The following is a 26,609-nucleotide window of genomic DNA, read 5'->3' as shown; positions in this document are numbered from 1 at the left end:
ATAATTATGTATGCGTTTTCTTAAAATGTGATAAATCGGGGTGAAAGAAAATTGGAAATAGTTAACGTCGAAGCTTTTCCGCTGAAAATTGATAAAGGAATGATTTATTTAGGTAATTCATCAAGTTTAAATAAAAACGATAAAGACTATTATATTAGACCAGAATATCGCTCTATTTATTCGAAAAAGATTGAAACAATGTTAGTGAAAATCACGACCAACCATGGAATTGAAGGGTGGGGAGAATGTTTAGCTCCAGTAGCTCCAGAGATTCCAGCTACTATAATTGAGAATTTATTTTCTTCTTTTTTAATAGGTAAGGACCCACGTAATTTCGATCTTATCTGGAACACACTCTACGATTCTATGAGAGAACGAGGTTATTTCTCTGGTTTTATGGTAGATGCTATAACAGCCATAGATGTAGCCGTTTGGGATATTATTGGTAAATTTAATGAACAACCAATTTTTCAATTATTAGGAGGAGCATATAGAAATGAAATTCCAGCTTATGTTTCTGGTTTGCCAAAAGAGAGTCTCCAAGAAAAATTAATGTTAGCTCAAGAATGGAAAGAAAAAGCATTTTATAATATAAAATTGCATCTTGGTTATAGTATAGAAGAAGACGTAAAAATTACTTCTAGTCTAAAAAATGCATTGGAAGAAGTTAATTTCATGGTAGATGCTCACTGGAAATACTCTCCCAAAGAAGCTTTAATACTTTCAAAGAAACTTGAACCCTATAATTTAAATTTCCTTGAAGCTCCAGTCATCCCTGAGGATATAGAAGGGAGTAAATTTGTTAGAGATAATTCTTGTATTCCTATAGCTATAGGAGAAGCGAAACGAACAAAATATCAGTTTAAAGAACGACTAGTTAATAATGCAGCAGATATAATTCAACCGGACGTTGGAAGAGCGGGGATAACTGAAACAAAAAAAATAGCTAGTATGGCGGAAGCTTTTAACGTCTCAGTGGCACCCCACTTAAGTGTTGGATTAGGTATTTCTGTGGCAGCTACCTTACATGTAAGTGCTTCTATTAATAATTTTTATATGTTGGAATACCAACCAACTGTTTTTCCCATAGCTAATGAGATTTTATTAAGTGAACTTCATTGCTCAAGTGGATATTACCAACTACCTAAAGGGCCAGGATTAGGAATAACGGTAGATGAAGAAAAAGTTAATTATTACTCAACTAACAAATAAAGAATGGAGCGATATTGATGAAAATAAGAGAATTAAAAGGCGTTTATCCAATATTAGCTACTCCTTTTACAGAAGATTGTGAAGTAGATACAGCTAGTCTTAGAAAGCTAGTTCAGTTCCAGTTAGAAGCTAAAGTAAATGGTATATCTTTGTTCGGAAACGCTAGTGAAATGTACACATTAACAGAAGAGGAACGGGATGTAATTGCCAATATCGTTATGGAAGAAGTGGATGGTAGAGTTCCCTTAGTTTTTGGTACAGGTGCCACAGGTTTACAGCAAGCAATACATCTTAGCAAAAAAGCAGAAAAAATAGGGGCTGATGCTTTAATGATTCTCCCCCCATACATGGTGAAACCCGATGCACAGAGCATGTATGAATATTTTTCCGAGATTGCTAAAGAAGTCGATATTCCGATAATGATGCAGGATGCTCCCATAGCAAGCGGGGTCTCCATACCAGTAGACATAATGGTTAAGTTGGCGAACGAAAACCAAAACATTCAATATGTAAAAGTAGAAGCGCCGCCGACCACCACAAAAATTACAGAAGTATTGAGCCAAGCGGGAGATAATTTGAAAGTTTTTGGAGGGCTTAATGGCATGTATCTTTTTGAGGAAGTAAGAAGAGGAGCAATAGGGACGATGCCCGCTTGTGAATTTCCAGAAGTTTGTGTGAAAATATTCGATTTATATTTTTCCGGAAAAGAAAATGAAGCAAAAAGATACTTTTATAAACATTTACCTTTAATTCGTATTGGTACATTAGCTAAATACGCTATGTCTGTTCATAAAGAAATATTGAAAGATGGAGGAATTATTTCTACTTCAAAAGTAAGAAACCCTAATGTACCCATTAACAACTCCATAAAGGAAGAAATTCACTTAATCACAGAAGAACTAAATCTATTAGCGTTAGACAAAAAAGTGTTGTTTTAAAATAGAGAGGAGAAATAACAATGAATAAAAAAATCGGTAAATTATCTTTTTTAGCTTTAGCAACTACGCTAACTTTAAGTGCCTGTGGTAGTGGAAATGAAAATGCTGGAAGTAATGAAGATTCAGAAGGAAATAATAATCAAGAACTATCAAACTTAAACGTTAATCTTACCATGGGAGCTCAATCAGGTTCTATGTACCCTATTGGGGCTTCAATTGGTGAATTTATCTCCGGTGAATTTGAAGGAGCGAAAACTTCGGTAAAGGCTGGGGGTGCTCTATCAAACTTAGAACTAGTAGAAAGTAATGAAGCTCAAATGGGTCACTCGAGTTCGGGATTAAGTTACGCTGCCACAGAAGGTATTGAACCATTTGATAACGAGCTATCTAACATTACTTCTGTGGCAAAAGTTTTTGAATCAGTTTTTCAAATTGCAGTATTAGAAGACGCAGACATTGATTCTTTAGAAGAAGTTAAAAAGGAAAAGTACCCGCTAGAATTATCTGTTGGTCCCCAGGGAACCGAGAATGAACTGCTTACGCGCCGAGTATTAGAAGAATATGGCATAACATATGAAGATATCGAAGAGTGGGGCGGACGAATTGAACATGTAGATATGAGTGATGCTAGTTCATTGATGAGAGATGGACACATTGACGCTGTTACTTCACTAGCTGGTTTTCCCTCTGCTCCAATTGAAGAAATGAATTCATCTAGAGAACTTAAGTTTTTCGACTTATCTGAAAAAGTTATTTCAAATTTAGAGGATAAGTATGGGTATCAAGGAATGGAGCTCCCTGCTGAATCTTATAAAAATCAAGAAGAAGCAGAAGCTACTGTAGGCGGGGGAGTAGTTATCATAGCCAATAAAGATATGCCTGAAGAAGCTGTTTATGAGGTTACAAAGTGGATGAATTCTGAAGAAGGAATGAATACGTTAGGAAATATTAACGACGGTGTAAAAGAATTTTTATCTGATCCTGAAAAAGCTTCAGAAGGATTAGGAGCACCCCTACATCCAGGGGCTGAACGCTTTTATGAAGAAGAAGGTGTAGAGAATTAATTTTGGATTATGACGATGGGGTAAATAAAAAAATGAGGAGGAGAAAATGTGTCTGATCTTTCTTCTAATTCTCCAAACCAGTCCTGGGATATAAGTAAAATAATTAAAAGTATCATTTTCATCATTGCTGTTAGTGCTTCTCTATTTCATATATATTTAGGCTTAACTGGAGTTTTAGAGTCTTTCAAAATGCGAAGTCTACATCTAGCATTTTTATTGCCTGTCTCTTTTTTAATATATCCACTAATGAAAGACAAAAGCAACATTATCACTTTATTAATTGACATATCAATGTTTGTGATTTCTTCTTTAACCATTTTATACTTGAGCGTATTTGAGTACGAAAGAATTGTTAATAGAATAGCTTATGTAGAAGGTTTAACTACTTTAGACTTTTTAGTAGGAGTTATATTAATTCTAAGTATATTAGAAGCAACCAGAAGAATCATTGGTTGGAGTATGGTTATTATCGCTTTAGCAGCTATACTTTATGCACTATATGGAAATTTAATGATTGGCCCGTTCGCTCATACGGGCGTTAGTTTCGAACGTTTAATTGAACAATTAGCATTTACTACAGAAGGTATCTTCGGGATCCCCTTAGCAGCGTCAGCAACTTTTATTTTCTTATTTGTGCTCTTTGGGGTTTTCTTGGAAAAGTCAGGCGTTGGTCAATTTTTTATAGATTTTTCGTACGCTATTGCTGGACGCTCAAGAGGAGGACCTGCAAAAACTTCAGTTGTAGCAAGTAGTTTAATGGGGTCTATTTCCGGTAGTTCAACGGCTAATGTAACTTCGACGGGAGCTTATACCATTCCTTTGATGAAAAATGTAGGTTATAAACCTGCATTTGCTGGAGGCATTGAAGCCGCTGCTTCTACAGGAGGACAAATTCTACCGCCGGTCATGGGCGCTGCAGCTTTTCTTTTAGCAGAATTTGTTGGTTTATCTTATACTGCTGTAATTACTGCTGCGTTGATTCCAGCTTTATTATACTTTATTAGCATAGGATTTGTTGTCCACTTTCAAGCAGTAAAAATGGGGATTGTAGGCCTTCCTAAAGAAAAAATTCCTAAATGGAAATATGTATTAAAAAATGCTCATTTATCTATTCCCCTAGTGATTATAATTATTGCTTTGTTTCTTGGGTATACTCCATATCTAGCAGCTTTAATTGCATTAGCTTCAGTAGTGTTGGTAGGAGCCATAAAGAAATCTACACGCATGTCTTTTAGAAAACTTGTAATTACATTAAGCCAAGGTGCACAAGCGACAGTTATGATAGCGGTAACATGCGCTGCAGCTGGAATTATCATTGGCGTAGCTAGTCAAACGGGCATCGGTATTACGTTTGCCTCGAATGTTATCGGTTTAGCTCAAGGCCATCTTCTGTTGATTCTTCCGTTAGTGATGATAGCTTCAATTATTTTGGGGATGGGAGTACCAACTAGTGCAGCTTATATTATGGTAGCAGCAATTGCGGTTCCTGCGTTAGTTGATTTAGGGGTAAGTGTTTTAGCAGCTCATTTGTTTGCTCTATATTTTGGTGTCTTTTCCGGAATTACTCCGCCAGTAGCTATTTCTTCTTATGCAGCGGCGGGGATCGCTAAGGCTAAACCAATGAGCACTTCGTTAGTAGCTTTTAAAATTGCTATCCCTGCTTTTATCATACCGTACATCTTTGTTTTCCATAATGAATTATTATTACAAGGGGATTGGCTAGACATCATTTATGCCATAATTACTGCGTTGATAGGGGTAATTATCCTAGCTGCTGCTATTGTAGGATGTTATCTGAAAGAAACGAATTTGCTGGAAAGACTACTTTTGCTTGCAGCAGCACTAGGAATGATTAGCTTTAATAGCGTTATTATTCCTATAATTAGTTTTGTCATCATTCTAGCAATAACTGTGATGCAGATAGTAGTGATCAAGAAGAAGAAAATAAACTACGAAATAGAACATAAAGTAAATTAAAACGTCATAACAATTAAGGGTGGTACCTTGTCATTTACATGTGTAGCTATATCTAAGCCTAAAGCGACTAAATTAAGTTTGTTTGAGGGAAATAAACTTGTAGATAGTATTACTGAGGACGTTGGCAATAAAGCTGTTGCCTTGAACGGCTCTAATGATAGTTTGATAAGAGGCCTAGAACAGGGAATGAAGAAAATAAGAAATAAACATTGTCTTCAAGCAAAGGATGTTTCCGCACTATTGTTGTCTGGAATGATTACTTCTAATAGTGGTGTGAAAGATATTCCTCATATTGATAATGGTACTTTATTAACAGACTACCCTATCGTTAAAGAAGATCATTTCAAGATTGACAATTGTGAAGTTTATTATGTACCTGGAATGAAAATAGATAATAAACTATTAAAGGAGAGAGATATATTAAGAGGAGAAGAGTGTAGTATCATAGGATATATAAAATCAAAAAAGGAAAAATACAGTGAATATCTGTTCATACATTACGGTCAACACCATAAAGCCATGATTGTAAAAGGTGATCAAATTGTTTTATGCAAAACATCTATAACTGGAGAACTTGCTAATTTTATTTTAAATGATTCTATTCTTGAGAAAAGCGTAGGCAATACAGAGGAAATAAAATTAGATATGGAATGGATGCTTGAAGGGTTTAATCAAACCTTTAAGGAAGGCATAGGTAGAACCCTTTTTTCAACACGTATATTAGATGTCTTAGATAAAAAAAGTCAAACTATTAATACAAGTTTTTGTTTGGGTGCTTTATCAGCAATAGACTATCAATTTATTGAGCCGTTAATAAAAGAGTTTGATGGAAAAGTTGTTCTCTACGGACGTCCATTATTTGCGCGAATTCTTCAACGAATTTTGGCCATGTATTATCCAAAGTTGGAATTAGAAGTTATATCTGAAGCTCAAACAGAACTAATGAATGCTTTAGGGGCGATTACTATCTATAATTCAAAATAGAAAAGTGAAGCTAAATAGGCCAATTATAGAACTAGCATAAATAGATTGATAAAGAATAACATGATAAAATAATTTTAGACGAAAAATTTATAGGAAGAAATCAAGCCTCTAGTGTAATTATTCACTCTAGAGGCTTGATTTCTTTTAGCTTTTATATTTAGTCGTAATTTGTATTGCTAGGCACCAGAAATTTTTTAGGAGACACATATCAAATAAGGGGGCAAAGTATTGATCACTACACTTAAGCAAAATGAACCTTTTGATGAAGAAAAATATTATCGTCGCAGAGATATTCATGATTTATACCAGGGCCAACAACAAGGTGGAATCTCTACACCAGCAAATTATCTTTACATTTTTATTTTTACTGGAGACTCTGGTGAAAAATATGGCTATGTAGATGGGTGGAATGAATCACGCACGATTTATTATTATACTGGCGAAGGTCAACATGGAAATATGAGCTTTACAAAAGGAAACAAAGCTATTCGTGATCATGCAGTAAATGGTAAAGCCATTTATCTTTTTCAATACGTTTCTTCTGGGGTAGTGAAGTTCATCGATGAAATGGTCTACATTGGTCATGAATTGAAGTTTGCTCCTGATCACGATAGTAGAGAACGGCAAGTAATTATCTTTCATCTAGAGCGCATGTCATATATTGAGCAAGAAGCTAACACTCCAGAAGAATCGTTTAAAAATCAACCTTTAGAAGAATTACGAAGAATAGCAGCTAATACTCAAGCTCCAACCGAGCCACGAAAAGCTACTATATGGATTCATCGAAGAGCCAGAGCTGTAAAGCAATACGCGATGAGGAGGGCGGGGGGATATTGTGAGGCTTGTAATCAAGAAGCACCTTTCCAGAAAGAGAACGGAGAACCCTTTTTAGAAATTCACCATTTGTTTCGGTTATCAGATGGAGGGGCTGATCATCCAAAAGCGGTTGCTGCTGTATGTCCGAATTGTCATCGCCGCGTTCACTACGGAGTAGATGCAAAAAAGTATAATGCAAAATTGAGTGATTATATTGCGCAAAAAGAAAATCCGTAAAGAGTAATAATTTTCTGTACTATTGGCCCTTGGGCATTGGTTTCGATAATGATGTTTTTCAGGGAACTCAAATCTGACGATAGCCGTAAGAAGTACTCTATCGTCCAGCAAACCTGAGATTATATGATCTAACAATTAAGTATGAAAGATTTGCTCCTGCTTATATTTGAGGGGCCTCTTATCTTACCATGATCGAACGTGGACCAGTGGAACTCTGACGAGCCTCCACTAGTCCAACGGGCGAATAACGGCTTTTATGGCCCTTCATTCATCTATTATTTTCCGGGAATGCCGGCGCGAGACATCTTCTGGTAAATATTAAGCTCATCAAGCACAGGAAGCCCATCGTCAGCGACGCCCGATCTGCTTCAGACCATTATCCGTCACCTCCAGGCCACCTGGTCGTCTGAACAGATAACCTGGTACGCCCCAGAGATCATGGTGTCAAAAAGATCAAAGTTTAAAAGCTCGATTTCAAATGGATCTTTATGCTACAAGCGAGAAGTATTTTTGAACATAGAATCTCTTATCAAAATATCTTTTCAAATCTATCGTTAATTCTAACTTTGTACATATTCGACTTTCCAGCCCGCTTTTTTTAAATCTTCTTCATGATTTTTAATTGTTTCTTCATGAACTGCAACACATAGCATATGAGAAGGTCTCGTAAAACCTACATAAGCCATTTTAAGATTTTGTTTAATACGTTGCTTATTTGTTTTTTTATGCTCGCCTTTTAAATAATTTATAATTCGATGAATATCGTAATCGTAAAAGTAAGTCTCAAGATAAAGAGTTGCTGTGTGGGTCTCTCCCTTTACACCATGAATAGAATCAAGTGTGATTTTTATATCTACTTCTGAGTCAGACAATTTGAAAGTGTTAGGTGAGGTGGAAGTTTGAGCCTCATGTTTCACATTATCTAGTTCTAAAAAATCGCTTAAAATGCTAGGTTTAGTCCACTTAAAAATGTATTGAAGATCTTTTTCGATAAACTCTGTTACTTCTTTATAAATATTGTAGTTATTTTGAATGGCTAAGCACCATTCGGTTAATTTCAATGAAAATTTTTCGTATATTTGAGCATCTTCCGCTTTCAAGAATTCTAAAAATGAATTAGTCGTAAAAAATTTACGGTTTTTATCTTGCTCTCCCATTATTCTTAATGCTTTTAATATTCCTTGAATAATTGATTGTCTGTAAACTTGGGCTCCATAATTGCTTGAATCTTTTAGTGTTTCTGGATTTAAGTAAGAACTTAGGTGACTAAAATTCTTTTTTTGTTTCATGTTTTTTTCAAAATCATTCCAGTAATCTAGAAGAGTATCATATTTCTCGTGTTCTTTTGTAACCCAGCCTATAGCCTTGAATACAGGTTTTTCTTCTTTTTCCAATTTATTTTCCAAAATTAATTTTCCAAAGTATGGAATTACCTCTTTAATAGTATCTCGGGTAAAAACGATAAGTGTTGGAGTGATATCTGGTAATTTTGGATTCCCAGTTAAGCTTTGAGGGCTAACACAAATATTTTTCACAGTGTTTGCTATAACTGGAGAGAAACGTTTGCTATCAGAAATTGAAAGAGATGGTTCGATAATTTTCCAGGCTTCTTTTCCTTCTTGATGGTCATAAATTGCTTGATTTTGATCTCCAATTCTTTGCACTATTACAGAGTCATTGAATAAATTGTTTAGAAGATCATTTTGATGCCGCATGGTGTCTTGCATTTCGTCTATAAATACACCGAAAAATCGTTTAGAAAGAACTTCTTTTATTTCTGGGTACTTATCTAAATAATGATAAGCTAAAGCATAGGCGTCATCAAAACATAAAACACCGATATTAAGCATTTCTACTTTAAGTCTATGTAGGTGCTGATAAGTTTCACTTGTTTTATTTTTATATAATAAATTTCCGTATATGCCATTGGTTAAATTATTACTTTCTAAATTAAATCTCATTTGGTATATCATATTAGTATTTTTGTACTCTATTCCCTTTCGAAGTTTATAAGGGAGCATTTCGTGATATTTTTTTTTGATTGTTTCGTTGTAAAAATCGTCATCGATTGTGACAGGTCTTCTGCCATAAATATCTATGTAGGCGGGTATAGCCAAATATTGGTTAATAAAAGATTGGATAGTACTACAGTTATTAGGATAACTAAAAAGCTTTGCCCCATTAACCCCTAATTTGGTTTTGATTTCATTTAAAGCTACATTTGTATGCGTGAGTACACACACTCCATTGTTATTATTTAAGGGTAACTTATTTGAAATGATGGCTAATTTGGCTAACAATGTTGTTGTTTTCCCACTACCAGGGCAAGCTTTAATATCTTTTGTTTCTAAAGATGTTATGATTTCTTTTCTTTCGTCAGAAAAGACCTCACCTTTTGGAAGTAATAGCCTTTCAGCATTTTTTATATCTTCTTGATTAATTTCAATCATACTGATTTCTCCCGTCTGTTACGTAGGTTATAGCATCAATTAAGTATTGTAATTTATTATCACTTAAAATGAGAGGTTGAATGTCATCTTTATCCTCATCATTTAATATTGAAGCTAAGCATTGCGCAGTGATTGCTTTTGATATTTTTTTCTCTATCATCAAATGATGATAGATATAGAATGCTCTCTCATCATTAGGCAAGCGATCATTATCCCATTGTTTATATGTTTCTGCTATTTCTTGATCTATTTCTAACATTTTTTCTTCTGTTAAACCTATGTGATTACTATTTTTTATTTTCTCAGCTTGTAAGATTGCTTTAAAAAGATATTTTTGAAGTTTACCTAATGCTATATCATATTCTAAAGTCCAATCTGGAGAAATAAACATTTTTACTTTTTGTCCTTCAATTCTGTTCTTTTTACGTTGTCTTTCTCCATCAATTGAATCGATATCTTCTCTCGTATTAGCATCTTGTTTAAAGGTTTTATAGATATCTGGCTTAATGTCATTATCGGTAACACATGAAATCGGAATTTCTAGAAGACCTTCATTTTCGTTTTTTCTTTTGAACACTTTAGCATATCGAAGAAAAGCTATGTTGCCTACATTAACTAATGAAACTCCAAATTGAGAAAGTGGTTTATCAATAATTTTAGCAAAAGTGGGTATCAGGAGATTTTCCGCATCACCTTCAACTAAAATTACACTTTCAGCAAAAAATAAATTAGCCTTGGTAGAATCCAAAAATCTTTCAAGAAATAAATAATCTCCATTTTCTAATTCTGTATAGTCTGCCCCCATAGGAAATACTTTATCATTTTTGCAAACAATTAAATTTTGTAAACTGATTTTGGAAGCCAACACTGGACTATGCGTAGTCAAAATTAATTGAATATTGGAGCGGTTAGCTTCTTCTTGTAAAAATTCGACTAACCTGATTTGAGCTTGGGTATGTATATGTGCTTCGATTTCTTCAACTAATGCTAATTTAAGACCAGAGTAGCCCTCACGTTTTAAAAGTAAAAGTTCTACAGCCATAAATAATAAATTCTGAGAGCCCAGTCCGGATTTTGAAGATAATAGATTTAAACTCAATTTTTCAAGGATATTCTTTAATCTCATGTCAGATATCGAAAAATTGGAATTTAAATCATTTTTCACTCCTGAAAATTCGCCTAAATATTCATTTATTTCTTTTAACAATGCTTCTCCATGCTGATCATCTAATGACTGGCCTTTTTCATCTAACCCTTTAAAATACTTTTCTATTTTTTCATTTGCCGTTTTCATAACTTTATAAATGTAGTGTTCATCTTCACTATCCTTGAATGATTCATGGCTATCTAGTATCTGTGATAATCTTGAGTTTCTTCGGGGGGTTAATTCCCTGCCGGCGTCCCGTAAAGGCGTAAGATATATAGAACGTAATAAATCTCTTGCTTCGCCATTTAACATCTTTCCGTCTTCATCTGGACCGGCTTTTATATCAGAATAAACTTTTCTTCCTTTTCTTTTTGCAATTAAAAAAGTCTTAAGAAAATATTGGTGACCTTTTTCAGTTTCTTCAAAACCTAACCATTCTAAAAAGTGTTTAGCTTCATTATTATCAAATCCTCTAAATATGCATTCAATGCGAATTTCCGAAGCTCTTTCATTTTCATTTAATCCTTCTAGTAAATGGAAATCTTCATCTTCTAGTTTTATGTAATCATAACTTTGCGTTAATATCGTGTGTTTAATGGCATCAACGATTGCTGTCTTTCCAGAATCATTTTCTCCGACTAATAAATTAAAACCTTTGTTTAACTTCAAAGAAAGACCGGGGTGAACTTCACCATCTTTTTCTATTTGCCCATATTTTCTAAAATTCCATATTTTCAGTTCAGATAAGTACATCAATATTTCTCCTTTGATAAGCTTCTTAAATTAAAATTATTTTATAAATTTCTTTAAGTTGATTTTATCACTTTATAAGTCATAAATAGAATAAATGTTTATTTATAACAAAAGTTACAATTTAGGTGACAATCTCTTTGTATATATAATAAAATAATGGAAATATTAATTATCATCTCTAATGTTGCAGTTTTGAAAACAAATGTTGGTCATGGATTTAAATATTGGAAATCATCGACAATATCATCCAACCGATGGCTTTGCGGGTCAGGCCACGCGATAAGCGTCATACACACTTTCCAGGGTCGCGCCCGCCCGGGCGCGCTGATAAATATCCGCGATCTCTCGCCGTCGGTGATCCTGGTGACTGGCATGAAAGGCTTCACTGATGGTGCCCGCAAATGCCCACGCAAGCAGCAGCCAGGCGGTTTGGAGGAGAAGCAGGTAGCGTCGGATGGCCGGGGCGCTCCGCAACCGGTATCCGCCCATCGACAGCTTGCCCTTGGCTTCCTGGAAAAAGGTTTTAATCGCCCACCGGTGCTGATACCAGGATAAGACGTCCGCCGCGGTCATCGAGGGGTCGGTGGAAAAGAAAAACCGATACGCTTCGTGGGAAGCAGAAGCCCGGGAACCAACGACCACGCCCGAGAGGCCGCTTTTCAACCGGCCCTGAAATCGAACCATTTCATAGGTGGTGGTCCGGACGGTCACAAGGTCCGGATCTTCCACCTGCCGGGCCCGTTGGGCCCAGTCTTTGGCTGGTAACGGCATGGGGGCCGTGTCGAGCAACCGGTTGCTTTTAATGGCACCGATAAAATGCCAGCCCCGGTCCCGGACGGCACGGATCAGTTTTTCCGATGCGTACCAGCTGTCGGCCAGGACATAGACGGCACCATCGCCCACGTCGATGGTGCGAAGCTGCTGAAGGGCCAGGTCGATTTTACTGGGTCCGTGTTCTTTCTCATATCGTTCGATATGATAGGGATACAGGCGCTTGTTCGTGCCTGCCATGATGGCGAGCCATTGATGCCCGTAAACGGTCGTGCCGGTCTGATGATCAAAATGGTACCCGCCGTCGTCGATCGGGTGGTGCGCCTGTGACGAAGGCTTCGATTTAGGAACGACGGTATCATCGATGGCGATCAGCACCGGGTTGGTGGAGGTAGTCTGCCGCCGGATATGCTGCAGCACCGAGCGCTGGAGCTTGCGCTCCAAGGCATGGTCATCCACCCGGGACGTTCGAAAAAACCGGGTCACCGACGAATGGTGGGCGTGATGATTGGCGGCTTCTTGAAGGGCCTTCACGCTCCCGTTGCGATGCTCCTGGGTCCAGCCTTCCAACAGCTTTTGCATATGACGGGCAGCCGGGGCGGACATAAAGAACCGGAGGTTCCATTGATCAAAGGCGTTGGCGATGCAGGAGGAATATGATACGGTAGACATGAGACAGAATCCTTTCTCGATGGTGTTTTGGTCGATGTCATCGTACCGTATCAACGGGGATTCTGTCTCTTTTTGATTGATAATGGAAATAATTGTTAATAAACCCGCAACATAAAAGTATCATAAAGAGAAAGGTAAGAGAAATATCGAAGAACATAAAAGCGAAAGAAAAAATGCCATAAATATCTTTGAATTTGCTACGAGTGAATTGTCTCAAGACGCTTTTTTATGCTGGTTATTCTCACATATGGAGGAGCATCGTAATAATAATGCACCTGAACTAGGAAAAACGATAGCAAAAGATTTTTTAGAACTTATTTTCCAAAAGTATGATGGCAATTATTCTTTTTCTATAAAGGATTTAAGACTAGAAAAAGTGCAACAACAGCAATCGAATATAGATGTCTTATTGTATCTAAGAAATACTCTTTATAAAGGCCCGAATGTTTATATTATTATAGAGGATAAAACATCGAGCGGGGAAAGCAGAAAGAACCAATTAGAATATTATGTTAATCGATTGCAAAAAAAGAATCACGATAACGTTATAATTCCAGTGTATTTTAAAACAGGTTATCTTTCTCCTATAAAAAAAGAAGAACTTGAACATAGGGAACTAATAGTAATTGATACCTATGATATCTATTCTATAATGGTAAAGCATTCATCGAATATTCAACAGGATGTCATCCTATGTAGTTGGTGGGAACACTTCTATGAAAAGTACTATAAGAATGTTTTAGCCATAGAAAACCTAACAATTACTGAGCATTCTACTTTGAAGAAATTTCAGGCTGTTGAATTAAAGGGAGGGCTTGAGCCTCTTTTTGATGAAGTTTCCAATATACTAATGAAACAATTTGAAGATACTTGGATAATGAAAAAGATTAAACCTCAAGGAAAAGGCCAAACTTCGTTGCAGATCATGTTAACAAAAGATCATTGGATAAATGTTGATAAGGGTGTCAGCGCCTCCATTAATTTTATAATGAAACGAAATTTTACATTCACTCTTGTGCTGCAAATTAAAACGGAACCACATTATCCCCAAAATAACTTAACTTCTTACGAAATAGCCCGTTTAAAAAATGTACAAAAGATGTTTAAAAACTATATGAATCAAGCTGGATTAAGGAATTGAAAAGCCCAAAATTATCCCATACATTCAGCCTTTTTAATTAATATTGATGATAAAGCAATCAACGACCTTAATAATTATTTTTCAACTAATATTAATCAATTTGAAAAGGTTGTAGATTATACTTTTGAACAATTGTGATTCGGAGTTATTGGTTTTTATAAACTATAATTTCATAAGTTTCAAATTGTAGTTATGTTGCCAATGTTTAAATTTATTTTAAGATTATTTACTTCAATAATAGAATTCAAAAGTCATTTAATGAAGGTGATAAAGTGAATATTTTCAAAAGAAAAATCAGAAGTGAACATACTGATCATACAAAAAAAATAATAGACCCAATTGAACTTTTTAAATCGTTAGTTCACCAAGAAGGTTATGACTACTTACGCGATATTCAGAATGAATTTCTCCAAACTTGGCATCAAAAACGCGATTTGAAAGATATAGTTGGCATATTAAATACCGGCGCTGGGAAAACATTAGTTGGCCAATTAATGTTATTGTCTAAACTTCATGAAGAAGATGGCCCAGTAGTCTATTTATGTCCAGATAATCAGTTAGTAGAACAAGCGGTAAGCCAAGCTAAAATCCATAACATCCCAGTCGTAACTATTACTCAAGATCGAAGTAGACGTGCTGAATTTCCTTTAGAATTTAAGAATAATCAAGCCATACTTATAACGACCTTTGAAAGAATGTTTAACGGGTTATCGATATTTGGAGTAGAAGGTTTTGGGAGTCGACCGATACAAGAAATTGGTTCTTTAGTTATTGATGATGCTCATTCATGTATAAAAAAGGCTAGAAAACAATGTACTATTCAAATCGATAATAATAGCCAAGCTTATCAAAAGATTTTTGATTTGTTTGAAGATGCTTTAAAAGAACAAGGCCCAGGAGCACTGACCGCAATAAAATCTGGAGAACGATCAGTTACGCGTTTAATACCTTACTGGAAGTGGCAGCAGCAAATTGATAGTGTGAGTGCAATATTGGAAGAACTTTATAGTGATGATAGTTCAGAAGTGAGGTATAGTTGGGGATTGATTGCAGATGAGCTTCTAAATTCACAATGCTTTATTAGTGGTAGAAAAATTGAAATCACACCATTACAATTACCTGTGCATAAAATTCCATCCTTTTTTCAAGCGAAACATAGATTCATACTTTCCGCTACTTTCAATAATGATACTGAATTAATTAAAGAATTAGGTATTGAAAAAAACGCGGTAGAGCATCCAATTGAAGTCCAAAATCAAGGAGACACAGGAGAAAGGTTAATTATAGCACCGAAGAGACATTTTCCAGACTTAAATGATGACTTTATGAGATCAGAAATATTCAATTATTCGAGAGATAATAATGTGGTAGTTATAGTACCTGATAGCGCAAAAGCTGAAGAATGGAAAAAGTATAATCCTATTATAGTGAACAAAAACAACATCTTACAGGCAACTGAGCAATTGAAGCAAACTAAAGGAAACTTAATGGTGTTTTTAAACAGATATGATGGTATTGATCTCGCAGGCGATGCTTGTAGAATTTTGGTCTTAGATGGACTACCCCGTAGTCAGAGTGTACGAGAGCAATACATGACAATGGTAAGAGAGGGGTCTCCGTTTGTTAATGCTCAAATTGCTCAAACCATTGAACAAGGGTTAGGGCGAGCGGTACGTTCGGGGAGTGATTATTGCAGCATATTTATTTTAGATTCACAATTATTGAATTTTTTAGGTATAGATAAAAATAGAGAGTTTTTTACATCATCTACAAAAAAACAAATCGATTTTGGACTAGAATTATTTGATGAAGAGTCACTAGAAAGTATTGATAGCACCATGGAAGAAATTCGCTCAGCAGTTGACGCCTGTTTAAAGAGAGATTCCGAGTGGCGTCAATTTCATAAAGAAATGATGCTTCAAGCTATTAATGAAAGTGAAAGCAAATCAGAAACGGATTTACTTGAAATAGCTGAAACAGAAAGACAGGCTTTAGAAGCGTATAAAAAACGAAACTATATAGAAGCAAGTTCTATGATGTCAAGGATGATAAGTGAATATAGTGGTAGGCTAAATGATAATGATAAGGCTTGGTATATGCAGATAGGGGCACATATTTTGAACGAAGTTGATCAAACTAAAGCTGCTGACATGCAAGTAAAGGCTAAAGAATTATCTTCTAGAGCTCTTATTCCGCAAGTGAATACTTATTCGAAAAAAACTAAAACTAAAGGTAATCAAGCAGAAATTCTTTATCGATGGAAAAATGCATATTCCAATTCTAACGACATAAAAATAGCTATAGATGATTTAATTGATAATTTAATTTATTCACCGAATTTAGATCATAATAAGTTCGAAGACAATGTTCATAAATTAGGAGAATTTTTGGGATTCGCTTCACAAAGGCCGGAATATGACTATGGAGATGGACCAGACAATCTTTGGAGATTTGAAAACGGAGATAATATTATTATTGAAGCGAAAAATAATGGAACTAACGAAAAGGTGTCTAGAGAGCATATAGCGCAACTTTTACATTCCATACAATGGCATAAAGATAAATATGGAGAATTAAACTTTACACCAATTATTTTACACAAATCTTCTATAAGTTTTGAAAATTCACATCCACCGGAAAATACTAAAGTTATGGATCAAGAATCATTAAATAGATTCAAGCAAGCCTTAAACAACTTAGCAACTTCTTTTTCGCAAAAAAAACCGGAGTCTTGGACTGTAGAAGAAATTCGTCAATTATTAAGTGAAAATAAGCTGAATCATGAGAATATATTAGGCGCCTATACTCGTAGATTAAGATAAATAACGTGTTCAAAAATTAATAAAGTGGCTTAATATCTCAAAAGATGGTTATCTATCATAGTTATCCATCTTTTTATTTTTTAATTAAAATTTCAATTACTATAATTTAAAAATAAAATTATTATACTATCGAAAATTAAAATCGTTTTAGTTGTAGAGAACTTCCTAGAGCAAAAAATTGCTTTTGTACAAGAGTGGGTGAAGACTATGGATTCATTTTAATAATTCTAAGGAAATACAACATTTCCTTAGGTTAATTATCAGTTTCTAAATCTGGCTGATTTTCTTTAAAAAGTGCAACTGTATGTATTCCTTTAATAATAATAATTAATCTATAAAATAATATGGTATGTGAAATTAATAATTAGTTCGTTGAATTTTCAAGAATTGTATTAGTAGTAAGTATTGTATATACTATACTTATAATATTTACTTTAACAGAATGATAAACAGACAACTTTTTCAGATGTGAAATATGAAAGGAGGCGTCTAAGATGGCGCAGGCAGAGAAAAGATACACCCGTCGATTGAACCAATCAGGAAATAGTCTTTCAGCTGGGATACCTAAAGCTATTGCTGATCGGTTAGAGTTGGCTAAGGGTGATGAACTTAATGTCTATTATAATGAAGAAACTGGGGAAATTATTATGAAAAAAGCGAATCGTTCTTTACCGGAAGGCGTGCGTCCAGACGTATTAAAAGCAATGAATCGTGCCGTAGATAAATATGACGATGCTCTTCGAAACTTAAAAGACCGATGATTCTTGGAGGTATTAGTTAATGGAGGTATTTTACTTTTCCGAACAGGAAATTCTCTTTATTCATTATACTGTCATGGAAATGTATAACGACAGCGATCAAGCGGGGGTTAAACAATACGAGAGCTTCCAAACGATGCTGCATCGACCAAAAACAGAACTATACGGTGAAGAAATGTATCCTTCTATTCCCGAGAAAGCTTGCTGTTATTATCATTCTATTGCTAGAGGCGGGCACATTTTCCGAAATGGAAATAAACGAACGGCTTTAACAGTTTTCGATTCCTTTTTAACCCTTAATGGCTACAAGCTTACACTTACCTCCAAGCAAGCAGAAGATTTCACCGTTTATTTAGCATATGATGATAAATTCAAAGAGAATGATTGTATTCACCATATAATAGAAGAAATTGGGGAATATATTCAACCTGTTGAATGATATCTTTTTTTAAAAAGACGGCCAATAGAGAAAGCAGAGCTTCAATATATTTTTCGCTCAAAATTAATAATTTTGAGCTTTTTTGGTGTGATTTTTTCGCCGAGAATCGAGCTGTGTTGCATTTAGAAATAAAACTTTGGGTAGTAGTCTTCTAAATACAAATCTCAGCTTTCTATACATAGGTTAAAAAGAAGCTTGAAATATTTCAAACTTTACATTTAAGTTTACTTAAACTTAAATGTTTCAGTAAACTTAATACTTAAATAATGCGAATATCTGTTTATATTCTGACGAAATGAGTAAGAAGAGAAATATTAAAATGGAAATCAAACTTTCATTGATGAAATTTCTTTTTTCTTTCACGTGTATCGTGCCACGCATTGTATTTGCGTATCTGCTGCTGAAGCAAATACGCAAGAAATGCAATAACTAGCGTGATAGCAACAAAAAGAGCACTCAGATGCTGACGACATCTGGGCACTCTTTTTGTTGCTAAAATGGCAATGAACTTTTATATAATTATTGTATCATAATAGTTTGAATGCCTAAAAGGTAAGTTGTTAAGAACAAAGCTCAGACTATAATGTGAAGATCGACCCGATAAAATACTTTTAAAATTTTTTATTGTCTCAAAACAGTAAGACTACTTATTACATTGAGATATGAAATATTAACTTCCGATAAGATAGATTGTGTTAACAATAACCAAACGAAGGAACATGGTTTGCCTTCTCAATGGAGATGTCTTTTACTTTGTGCATTCCACCAATCTACTATTATAATGAAAGTACTTAGTGATAATTAGTGGAGGTTAACATTGTGACGGTCAGTATTAAAGATGTGGCACGCCAAGCAGGAGTATCAACAGCGTCAGTATCACGAGTGATTAGTGGCAAACCAGGGGTAGGGGCAGCCACCGAAGCCCGCATACGCAAAATCATGGAAGATATGGATTATCGCCCAAACTTAGGCGCACGGGGCCTGGTCAAGCAACAGACGGGCAATATAGCGATTATCGTTCCCCGGGGATCTTTCACCTTAAATAATCCTTTTTTTTCGACAGTCATTGATGGGATTGCGAAGGGCATTGACCAATCCGATTACAATATCGTGATGTCGTTTACCTCGGCCCAACAAAAGAAATTACTCGAAAACCAATCCGTGGACGGGATTATCTTGTTTTCACCCCGGAGTGAAGAGTTTCGCTTGGAATGGTTGGAAACCCTCGGCCTTCCTACCGTCGTCATTGGCAGTTACATTGATGAGTCCCCTTTTCCCTGCGTCCGTCCGGATGACACTGATGGCATGGATCAAGCCGTGCAGGCTCTGTACGAACGCGGACACCGACACATTGGTTTGATCAATGGACCCATGAGTTCGATGCACAGCGTGAAATGCTGGGAAGGCTATCATCAAGCCGTAGAGCGACTTGATTTAGATTCAGGAAGCAATGATATGCTGGAACTAAACGAATTTGATGTCAACGACTCTGACAGCAGTATTTCTACTTTTTTACGTTCCCGGCCCACCATGACCGGTATTGTCTGTGCTTCCGATTACCTGGCCATCGGGACCATGCGTATAGCGACAACCATGGGGCTTTCGATTCCGGAGGACTTATCGGTCATCGGTGCTGATGATGTGCCTATTGCTTCCCTGTTAACACCTGCCTTGTCTTCTGTGCAAGTGGACCTCCCCGGCATCGGCCAGGAAGCCACGCGGATGCTCATTGATTTGCTAGCTGGGAATCGCCTAGAAGCGCAAGACCTTGTCTTTCCTATGACTTACATTGATCGCGAAACAACACGGCAGTTAGAACAATAAAGCAAGCCATGATCCTCGGATCGTGGCTTGCTTTATTGTTATCGCTTACAAAAAACATAAAGCATCATGGGGAAACCAAGAAGCGTGAAAGCTCTGGTTATTTTTTAACTCCACATCCCTACAAGATCGACAATGACTTTTCCAATTAGTGCTAAGCCAAACAAATAACTAATAACCATACACGCCTGGAGAATTCTCGGCTGCTTCATGCCCTGATTGACATCTTTTCGAAATAACATCAAACAGATAAAGAAACCAGCCACCGGTGCTGCTACCGCCGTAGCAATGTTTGCTAAATAAATGAGTTGAACCGGGGAACCTCCATAACTAAAACTCACCGCTGCGGAGACAGCCAATACACCTAACGAGCCCCATTTAATGCTCTTATCTTCCAACGCGGTTGGTTTATTGAATCCTGCATTCAACAAAACCACTGAACGATGCGTATTGCCTAACAGGGAGGAAAAAGCTGCGGCTAATAAAGCAATGCCCATGACGACGCCTGCGGCACCTCCCATAAAGGGAACAAGCATGTCTGCCATCTGCTTTGGGGATTCGATGAGCACATTTTGAGGGTTCATCACGATCGCTCCCACCAGAACAATCGCTCCACTAACTAAAACAACGCCCAGTACGTGTGCAATCGAATCGGCTAGCATAGCTCCATTGAACAAATCTTCCTTCTTCCACTTTTTCTCTTTGCTTAAATACGTGCCGTACAGGCCGGTGGTGATTGAAGCATGCGTACTAATAAATCCTAACGCTAAGGCAAAACTTCCCGCTGGGAAATACCAATGCGTTAACCCTTCTGCTGTTTGGGCCACACTTGGTCCGCCTGTACTAAATAACGTGGCATAAAAGGCGATGATCATCCCTAAGATACATAGCATCGCGCCTTTTTCGACTTTCGAGTAGACCCCTTTTGCAAAATAAACGTACACCAGGATACACAGCATGATCAAAGCACCGAATTTCCAATTGATACCGAATACTAAATTCATGCCCGTTCCGGTTCCGGAAATATTTCCAATGGTAAAAAATACACAAGACAGAAACGCAGCGATCCCTACAACGGCTGCCCCTACTTTGCCATAATAATGGCGAATCGCATGGATCGACGGCATCCCCGTCAGCAAGGTAATTCGGTACGTGGCCAGTAAAAACGTGATCGCCATAAAGGCGATCGGAAAAAATAACCACAACAGAGAATATCCATATGATGCCCCGAGCATCGAAGCCGTCGTAATAACGCCTGGCCCCATGACTACTCCTGTCAAAACAATCCCTGGCCCAATACGCTTTAATAATTGCGTAAAGGGAAGCCGCTTGGTTGGACTGTCGCTCACCATTTCCTTCGCTTCCGCTTCTTGTTTTCCCATGTTGCCCCCTCCTTTGCGCTTTCCAGCGCTAGGACTGATTGTTTCTAGATTCATCATACACATCAACGGCCAAAGGGAGGAGTCTCCCTTCTATAGCCGTTGAGTCTATTTTACATCAAAGCGCTTTCAAAAAACTTATGCTTTTGCTTCATCTTTGAGCAATCCGACGCTTAGTAAGCCTTGACGAATTTCTTCTCGTTCTTCTTCAGATAATGGCAGCACCGGGCGTCTCGCCTGACGGCTGCTGATTAATCCACGCTGATACATTGCTTCTTTCATGCGCAGATGGGAGGTCGACGAGGGCTCATCCATTTTGTAGACAGCCTGTTTTAAGTCAAAAATACGGTCATATACCTGTTGGGCAGCGGCAAGATCTTGATTTTTCACGCATTTAACGAGCTCAGAAATCAAATCTGGCACAAAACACCCAAATCCAACAAGTGCTCCGTCAATGCCCTGAACAAGGGTCGGAAGCAAATATTCATCATGACACGTTAATAATGATACATCCGGTGCTTCTTGTTTGAGGGCCCGGACATCCACTTCGTATTGCGCAATGTCGCGTTCCCCCAGTTTAAAGGACACAACATTCGGGATTTTCGCCATTTCTAAAAGTTGGCTGGTCGAATAGGACGATTTCGTCCATGTTGGGTACTGGTGAACCACGATCGAGATATTGATGGCCTCTGCCACGTCTTTAAAATATTGCACCGTAGATGCCGGCTGCATGCCAAACCGTAACCAGGAATGGGGAGGCATAAGCAGAATTCCTTCGCCGCCCGCTGCTTCTACAGCTTGGGCATGTTGAATGGCTTCGGTCGTTCCTTCGGCGGAAATACCAGAAATGATAGGGACCTCGCCTTGTAGTTCATCCGCTGCGATTCGTACTGCTTCGGCTCGTTCTTCGGGAAGCAAGGTCATGATTTCTCCCGTATGCCCATTGACCACAATGCCGTTCACACCGTCATGGCCAGCAACCCAGCGTACCAATGACCGAAATCCTTGTTCATCAATCGAATCGTCTTCGTTAAAAGGAATCAATACCGCCGGGAATACGCCACTCCATTTTACTTTGTTTTTCATGTTTGCTTCCTCCTTGGATGAATTTATTTATAGTAAACGTTTACGTTGACAAATGTATCACGTAAACGTTTACATGTCAAAGAATTCTAAAAATTTATTTTTGAGATTTTTCCTCGTCTGAGAACGCCTAGAGGCATGTTTTCCCCGAAAGCACTTTCGTTAGTGGATTTTTAGCTGTTCTTTATAACATTAATTCTGACAAATGAAACCCATTTTAATACATGCAAAGACCGAGCATGAAGGTTTCGATATCATGCTCGGTCTCTTGTTACTTATAATGAAACTTTGTCATTGTTGTCTGTAGACGCTTCACCAAGCGAAAAGACAATATGAAGTACTTGGGCAATGGCTAGGAGTGTGGCCACTCGAGGTACCGTGATTCCCGCTTCAATACGTCCAATCGTGGATTTTGATTTTCCAATTGCATTTGCCAACTCTTGTTGGGAAAGACCTTGCTAAACAACTTAGTAAGCTTTGGATAGAAAAAACTTTACTTAAAGATCGACAAAAATACAAATGTAATTTTTCCAGCGTAAAAGATATCGATCTTACAGAGAGTAGCTGCAGATTATATTTTTGATCTAAGAAAGTACATAGGTGGAATAGTGCTTGAAGGATTTCATGGGAGGTTGAAGCTAGATTTCCAAAAACTATTTCATGTTCAACCCTCCGTCTACGACAATTGTTTGACCAGTAACAAAATCCGCTAAACTGCTAGCCAGGTATAACACGCTTCCGGTTACATCTTCGGGTTTCGCAATCCGGCGAAGCGGGGTCTGAGCGATGATGGCGTCCCTGATCTCCTCCTTTGTTTTTTGGCTCGCATCGGTAGGGTAGACGAGCCCAGGGGCCACACAATTGACCGTAATGCCGAAAGGGCCAAGTTCTGCAGCGAGGTTGTGCGAATAAGAAAGCAAAGCTCCTTTGGCCGTATTATAATCATGATAGGGGACCACTGGTTGATAAAGGAGGTTCGTGGTGATATTAATAATTTTTCCCGTAGTATTAGCTTTCATGATCGGCATGGCATATTTACATACATGGAAGCTCCCTTTTAACGACCCGTCCAGTTGTCGCTGATAATCCTCCCAATCGATGTCCCAGGCTTTTTTTCGCGCTTCAGGATCAAAGCTATAATCAAATAAGGCGTTATTTACAACAACGTCTAAGGTATCGAATTCTTTGAGGATTTGGTCTATCATGTGTTGGACATCCTGCTCCTCCGTAACGTCAGCTTGAATAGGTAATGCCTCAACATCGTAAGCCTCCATTAATTGATCTGCCAGCGCTCGCGCCTTCTGTTCACTTCGAACATAGTTAACAATAACGTGAGCCCCAGCTTTGGCAAAGCTTTCAGCAATAGCAGCACCAATACCTCGACTGGATCCAGTCACCAGGGCAATCTTTCCTTTTAATAATCCTTCCATTGTTAGATACGCTCCTTCTTTTTTTATACGTGATTTATCGCACTTTTTCTGAACAGGGTTATTGGTACGTCTGTGGTGTTAGTCCCGTTTGGGGTCAAAAGCTTCCATCAAATGTTCGACAGACGACTCCACATCACACCAATAGACAAGGTCGCCAAGGTTTGGTCGCCCATCATGATGCCATCCTGGTTCAGGCAAAGTCATTTCTCCCAAAAAGCTAATTCGGGTCATCCCGCATTCTCCTAACAAATTAATCAGGGATTGGAATCGTTGAGGAGGGCAAACAATGCCCGCGGTCTGAACATAAGGCTGAATGGGAACCGTTTTTTCTTTTAATTCTTCCAAGTCATAGATAGGAATGACCGTAATGAGTCGGTTGAGGGGGGAAAGCGGGAAGCGTGATTGCTGCTCTTGCCAAACAACAGTCCACGCGGTACTATCCGTACTGCTTAGCACATCAGTGTCAGCTTTAAATTCCGCTTCTGTCCTTACCTTTAATATCGCATTTGTTTCAGCCACGGAGGTTTCTGCTCGTGGCATTTTGCTTTGGAAATTTTTCATCTCCTGGGCAAGAAGGGAGGTGAATTCTTTTGGCGAGTAATCCCCTCCATGTTCTACATATAGCACGTGTGGTGACAAACAACCTTGTTGATCAAACCAGGAGACGTCCGTAGCTGCCCGCTTAGCGCTTGCCCAGGCTAAGGAGTTGCTTACGCCTTCTTTGGTTACTACGCCTAGACTTACCTTTGGACCGTGTGGCAGAAAAGAAGTTTGAGGAGGGACTCTGCCTGAAATGTTGTTCATGGTTTGTTCATTCCCATAAGCGACAACGACTTGAGATTGATGAAAAACGCTCTCTTCTACAGTAGAATCTCCTCCTTTCCACCAAACGATGGCCAGGTTTTCTGCCAATTCGGGGGACACTTCTTGAATAGACTGAGCAAATAAACTGGGAAAAAGGGGTTCGGCAGAAGAAAATTTTCCAATCGAGGCTGACTTTACTAACATTCCGGCGATTAGGCTCCAGAGAGGCACGCCGGGAACATTGCCGGAAAAAATATACGTCAGCAGTTCTGCGCCGTAAGCTCGGGTCAGGCCTCCGCTTTTTCGTGGACGGAATTCATCGAGTACTAAAGGGTTCGAAAAATCTTCTTCTAGAAATCGCTGCAGATTTTCTTTTCGGAACCGGCGTAAGTAACGGGACAAAAATAAACGGATCATGTTTTGATCATACCCCGTAATGACCGGAAGTGCCTCTTCGGCTATCCGACGAAACTTGTCAGCTGGATCAAGCCATTTCTGCACTACTTGATCAAGCACATTAACAATTTCGTCTACTCGATGGTGGCTGCTAAATGATTGCTGCTGCTTTTTAAGTGAAGTACCAAGCCTAGTAGTTTGGGAAGCTTTGAGTACAGGAACATCCACTTGAGCGGTTTTGCCGTGATTTTTAAACGTCCATCTCGAATATGTCAGCTCCCCATTCATATGGTCGGGGATAAAACCGGCTTTATATAGCACACTCATGAGTGAAAGTCTCCTTGATAAGCTGTTAAAAATTCTTCAATAGCTAGCGAACAGCCTTTAGCTTCTGCTCCTTCGACTCTACCCAAAAAATAAAAGCTGTGCTCATTTTCTCCCTTGATCCCTGTATCTTCGGTCATGATAGCCATGACAGAATTAATGTTGGCAAGGTCATAATGAACAATAACCCCTGGCTCTCCTTTTCGTTTTTCAATCTTTGTTTCTGGATCTACCACAATGGTTTTTAGCCAGGGTGGAGTCTTTTTCCATCCCTTTTTACCTTTAGCGTCGAACAATGGGTCGTAAATCTGGGAGCTTAATTCTGTCATTCCGTACATGTTCCCGCAAACCTCTGGTGAAAGACCAAATAATTGACTTAGCTGCTGTTTAACATCCGAAATATCCATCCTATTCGGCGAGCTTTTCATTCCTCCTGTGTCCATGATTCGACTGCCCTTTGGAAGATGAAAGGAAAGGTGGCTTGCGTTACACCGCTCTAAAAAGGACAGAAAGTAAGTAGTCGCTCCAAGAACAAAAACGGGTTCATTTTTCGTTTCTGCCTCTTGCAGCAAGCAAAGTAACCTTTTATGATCGAATTTTCCTTCCCATACCACATGCTCGCTTTGTGTATTTCCAAATGCTTCTTTAATAATTTGAAGATAATGAGCAAGTGATGAATTCGGCCATTCTTTTTCTGAAGGAAACAAGACAATCATTTTCATTTGATGCTCATCCGGCATCATGGTTTCTTTAAAGTATTTCTTCGAAGACAAATCATAAATATCGAGATCTCTATGAGCATTTTTCCCGCGCTTATGAGGGTTAGTAGTCCCACTCGTCATGAAAACTCTTTCTATTTCGTTTTCGGTGGAACAGGTTAATGCTGCTTCCTTAAACGCCTGGATCGGTACAGGGGGGATCTCTTTGAAATGTTCGATCGATTTAGGGTGAAAATGACGCTTACGACAAAATGTCCGATAAGCTTGATTGTGTTGATATTGAAACGAAAACAGCTCTTTTGCAGCTATGGTAAATGCTTCATTAGAAAAACTTTCTTGGTGAATCAAGTGTTCGATGTTTCGTTTGAGCTCGTTATAGGTCAATGCCATGATCAACGCCTCCTTTTATCGCACCAATAATGCTTGAAACCACAAAAAGACCACCCTCGAATCTTGAGAGTGGTCGTCGGAT

The 26,609-nt window shown here is 37.9% G+C and carries 20 protein-coding genes; 11 read left to right on the top strand and 9 right to left on the bottom strand.

The annotated features are described in order from the left end of the window. The first annotated feature begins 51 nt into the window (after positions 1–51). From B5066_RS00695 to B5066_RS00670, 6 genes are all read left to right on the top strand, one after another. Complete coding sequence (locus B5066_RS00695; RefSeq protein WP_079474046.1) at positions 52–1,212, top strand: mandelate racemase/muconate lactonizing enzyme family protein; 1,161 nt, start codon at positions 52–54, stop codon at positions 1,210–1,212. A 17-nt stretch (positions 1,213–1,229) separates the two neighbouring features. Further along, entirely contained in the window at positions 1,230–2,150 is a 921-nt protein-coding gene (locus B5066_RS00690) for a dihydrodipicolinate synthase family protein (RefSeq protein WP_079474045.1), read from the top strand. 20 nt (positions 2,151–2,170) lie between these two features. Then, positions 2,171–3,214 (top strand): TAXI family TRAP transporter solute-binding subunit, encoded by a 1,044-nt coding sequence (locus B5066_RS00685; RefSeq protein WP_079474044.1) that lies wholly within the window; start codon positions 2,171–2,173, stop codon positions 3,212–3,214. 48 nt (positions 3,215–3,262) lie between these two features. Further along, positions 3,263–5,191: a TRAP transporter permease gene (locus B5066_RS00680; protein WP_079474043.1), complete on the top strand. Its 1,929-nt coding sequence runs from the start codon at positions 3,263–3,265 to the stop codon at positions 5,189–5,191. A 27-nt stretch (positions 5,192–5,218) separates the two neighbouring features. Then, a complete protein-coding gene (locus B5066_RS00675) occupies positions 5,219–6,175 on the top strand; it encodes a 2-dehydro-3-deoxygalactonokinase (protein WP_079474042.1) in 957 nt (318 codons plus the stop codon). Positions 6,176–6,403: 228 nt separating this feature from the next. Next, on the top strand, positions 6,404–7,228 hold the full coding sequence (locus tag B5066_RS00670; protein ID WP_079474041.1) for an HNH endonuclease: 825 nt from the start codon (positions 6,404–6,406) through the stop codon (positions 7,226–7,228). A 560-nt stretch (positions 7,229–7,788) separates the two neighbouring features. Here the strand turns inward: B5066_RS00670 and B5066_RS00665 are convergent. From B5066_RS00665 to B5066_RS00655, 3 genes are all read right to left on the bottom strand, one after another. Continuing rightward, the gene (locus B5066_RS00665) at positions 7,789–9,678 is read right to left on the bottom strand and encodes a UvrD-helicase domain-containing protein (protein ID WP_079474040.1); all 1,890 of its coding nucleotides are present in this window, start codon (positions 9,676–9,678) and stop codon (positions 7,789–7,791) included. After that, positions 9,671–11,578, bottom strand: coding sequence for an ATP-dependent nuclease (locus B5066_RS00660; RefSeq protein WP_079474039.1), 1,908 nt, complete (start codon positions 11,576–11,578; stop codon positions 9,671–9,673). The genes B5066_RS00665 and B5066_RS00660 overlap by 8 nt, the downstream gene beginning before the upstream one ends. A gap of 267 nt (positions 11,579–11,845) precedes the next feature. Next, complete coding sequence (locus tag B5066_RS00655) at positions 11,846–13,021, bottom strand: IS701 family transposase (protein ID WP_079474038.1); 1,176 nt, start codon at positions 13,019–13,021, stop codon at positions 11,846–11,848. 247 nt (positions 13,022–13,268) lie between these two features. Between B5066_RS00655 and B5066_RS00650 the strand changes: the two genes are divergently transcribed. The 5 genes from B5066_RS00650 (at position 13,269) to B5066_RS00630 (ending at position 20,005) form a co-directional block, all read left to right on the top strand. After that, a complete protein-coding gene (locus tag B5066_RS00650) occupies positions 13,269–14,162 on the top strand; it encodes a PDDEXK-like family protein (protein WP_244897314.1) in 894 nt (297 codons plus the stop codon). A gap of 272 nt (positions 14,163–14,434) precedes the next feature. Beyond that, a complete protein-coding gene (locus B5066_RS00645; RefSeq protein WP_079474036.1) occupies positions 14,435–16,984 on the top strand; it encodes a DEAD/DEAH box helicase in 2,550 nt (849 codons plus the stop codon). Positions 16,985–17,478: 494 nt separating this feature from the next. Then, the gene (locus B5066_RS00640) at positions 17,479–17,745 is read left to right on the top strand and encodes an AbrB/MazE/SpoVT family DNA-binding domain-containing protein (protein WP_079474035.1); all 267 of its coding nucleotides are present in this window, start codon (positions 17,479–17,481) and stop codon (positions 17,743–17,745) included. Between the two features lie 19 nt (positions 17,746–17,764). Continuing rightward, positions 17,765–18,181 (top strand): type II toxin-antitoxin system death-on-curing family toxin, encoded by a 417-nt coding sequence (locus B5066_RS00635; protein ID WP_079474034.1) that lies wholly within the window; start codon positions 17,765–17,767, stop codon positions 18,179–18,181. 819 nt (positions 18,182–19,000) lie between these two features. Beyond that, on the top strand, positions 19,001–20,005 hold the full coding sequence (locus B5066_RS00630) for a LacI family DNA-binding transcriptional regulator (protein ID WP_079474033.1): 1,005 nt from the start codon (positions 19,001–19,003) through the stop codon (positions 20,003–20,005). Positions 20,006–20,109: 104 nt separating this feature from the next. Here the strand turns inward: B5066_RS00630 and B5066_RS00625 are convergent, their stop codons facing one another. The 6 genes from B5066_RS00625 to B5066_RS00600 all read right to left on the bottom strand — a co-directional run bounded on the left by B5066_RS00625 (position 20,110) and on the right by B5066_RS00600 (position 26,527). Next, positions 20,110–21,384 (bottom strand): Nramp family divalent metal transporter, encoded by a 1,275-nt coding sequence (locus B5066_RS00625; RefSeq protein WP_244897313.1) that lies wholly within the window; start codon positions 21,382–21,384, stop codon positions 20,110–20,112. A 135-nt stretch (positions 21,385–21,519) separates the two neighbouring features. Further along, entirely contained in the window at positions 21,520–22,467 is a 948-nt protein-coding gene (locus B5066_RS00620; protein ID WP_079474031.1) for a dihydrodipicolinate synthase family protein, read from the bottom strand. Between the two features lie 272 nt (positions 22,468–22,739). Then, complete coding sequence (locus B5066_RS17055; RefSeq protein ID WP_079474030.1) at positions 22,740–22,901, bottom strand: helix-turn-helix domain-containing protein; 162 nt, start codon at positions 22,899–22,901, stop codon at positions 22,740–22,742. 216 nt (positions 22,902–23,117) lie between these two features. Further along, the gene (locus B5066_RS00610) at positions 23,118–23,894 is read right to left on the bottom strand and encodes a 3-oxoacyl-ACP reductase (protein WP_079474029.1); all 777 of its coding nucleotides are present in this window, start codon (positions 23,892–23,894) and stop codon (positions 23,118–23,120) included. Between the two features lie 78 nt (positions 23,895–23,972). Next, complete coding sequence (locus B5066_RS00605) at positions 23,973–25,421, bottom strand: acyl-CoA reductase (protein ID WP_079474028.1); 1,449 nt, start codon at positions 25,419–25,421, stop codon at positions 23,973–23,975. Beyond that, positions 25,418–26,527 carry a LuxE/PaaK family acyltransferase gene (locus B5066_RS00600; protein ID WP_079474027.1) on the bottom strand — a complete coding sequence of 370 codons (1,110 nt, stop codon included), beginning with the start codon at positions 26,525–26,527 and terminating at the stop codon, positions 25,418–25,420. Before B5066_RS00600 ends, B5066_RS00605 begins: the two co-directional genes overlap by 4 nt. Between the last annotated feature and the right edge of the window lie 82 nt (positions 26,528–26,609).

The sequence above is a fragment of the Marinococcus halophilus genome (assembly GCF_900166605.1).
Lineage (GTDB): Bacteria > Bacillota > Bacilli > Bacillales > Marinococcaceae > Marinococcus > Marinococcus halophilus.
Note: the sequence above shows the minus strand (reverse complement) of the source record. Positions and strands in the feature narration are given on the sequence as shown.

What these genes read in the sequence shown, in the direction of transcription:
- B5066_RS00690 (WP_079474045.1), top strand. Translation starts at nt 1,230, where the DNA reads ATGAAAATAAGAGAATTAAAAGGCGTTTATCCAATATTAGCTACTCCT.
- B5066_RS00685 (WP_079474044.1), top strand. Translation starts at nt 2,171, where the DNA reads ATGAATAAAAAAATCGGTAAATTATCTTTTTTAGCTTTAGCAACTACG.
- B5066_RS00665 (WP_079474040.1), bottom strand. Translation starts at nt 9,678, where the DNA reads ATGATTGAAATTAATCAAGAAGATATAAAAAATGCTGAAAGGCTATTA.
- B5066_RS00660 (WP_079474039.1), bottom strand. Translation starts at nt 11,578, where the DNA reads ATGTACTTATCTGAACTGAAAATATGGAATTTTAGAAAATATGGGCAA.
- B5066_RS00655 (WP_079474038.1), bottom strand. Translation starts at nt 13,021, where the DNA reads ATGTCTACCGTATCATATTCCTCCTGCATCGCCAACGCCTTTGATCAA.
- B5066_RS00650 (WP_244897314.1), top strand. Translation starts at nt 13,269, where the DNA reads ATGGAGGAGCATCGTAATAATAATGCACCTGAACTAGGAAAAACGATA.
- B5066_RS00640 (WP_079474035.1), top strand. Translation starts at nt 17,479, where the DNA reads ATGGCGCAGGCAGAGAAAAGATACACCCGTCGATTGAACCAATCAGGA.
- B5066_RS00635 (WP_079474034.1), top strand. Translation starts at nt 17,765, where the DNA reads ATGGAGGTATTTTACTTTTCCGAACAGGAAATTCTCTTTATTCATTAT.
- B5066_RS00625 (WP_244897313.1), bottom strand. Translation starts at nt 21,384, where the DNA reads ATGGGAAAACAAGAAGCGGAAGCGAAGGAAATGGTGAGCGACAGTCCA.
- B5066_RS00620 (WP_079474031.1), bottom strand. Translation starts at nt 22,467, where the DNA reads ATGAAAAACAAAGTAAAATGGAGTGGCGTATTCCCGGCGGTATTGATT.
- B5066_RS00610 (WP_079474029.1), bottom strand. Translation starts at nt 23,894, where the DNA reads ATGGAAGGATTATTAAAAGGAAAGATTGCCCTGGTGACTGGATCCAGT.
- B5066_RS00605 (WP_079474028.1), bottom strand. Translation starts at nt 25,421, where the DNA reads ATGAGTGTGCTATATAAAGCCGGTTTTATCCCCGACCATATGAATGGG.
- B5066_RS00600 (WP_079474027.1), bottom strand. Translation starts at nt 26,527, where the DNA reads ATGGCATTGACCTATAACGAGCTCAAACGAAACATCGAACACTTGATT.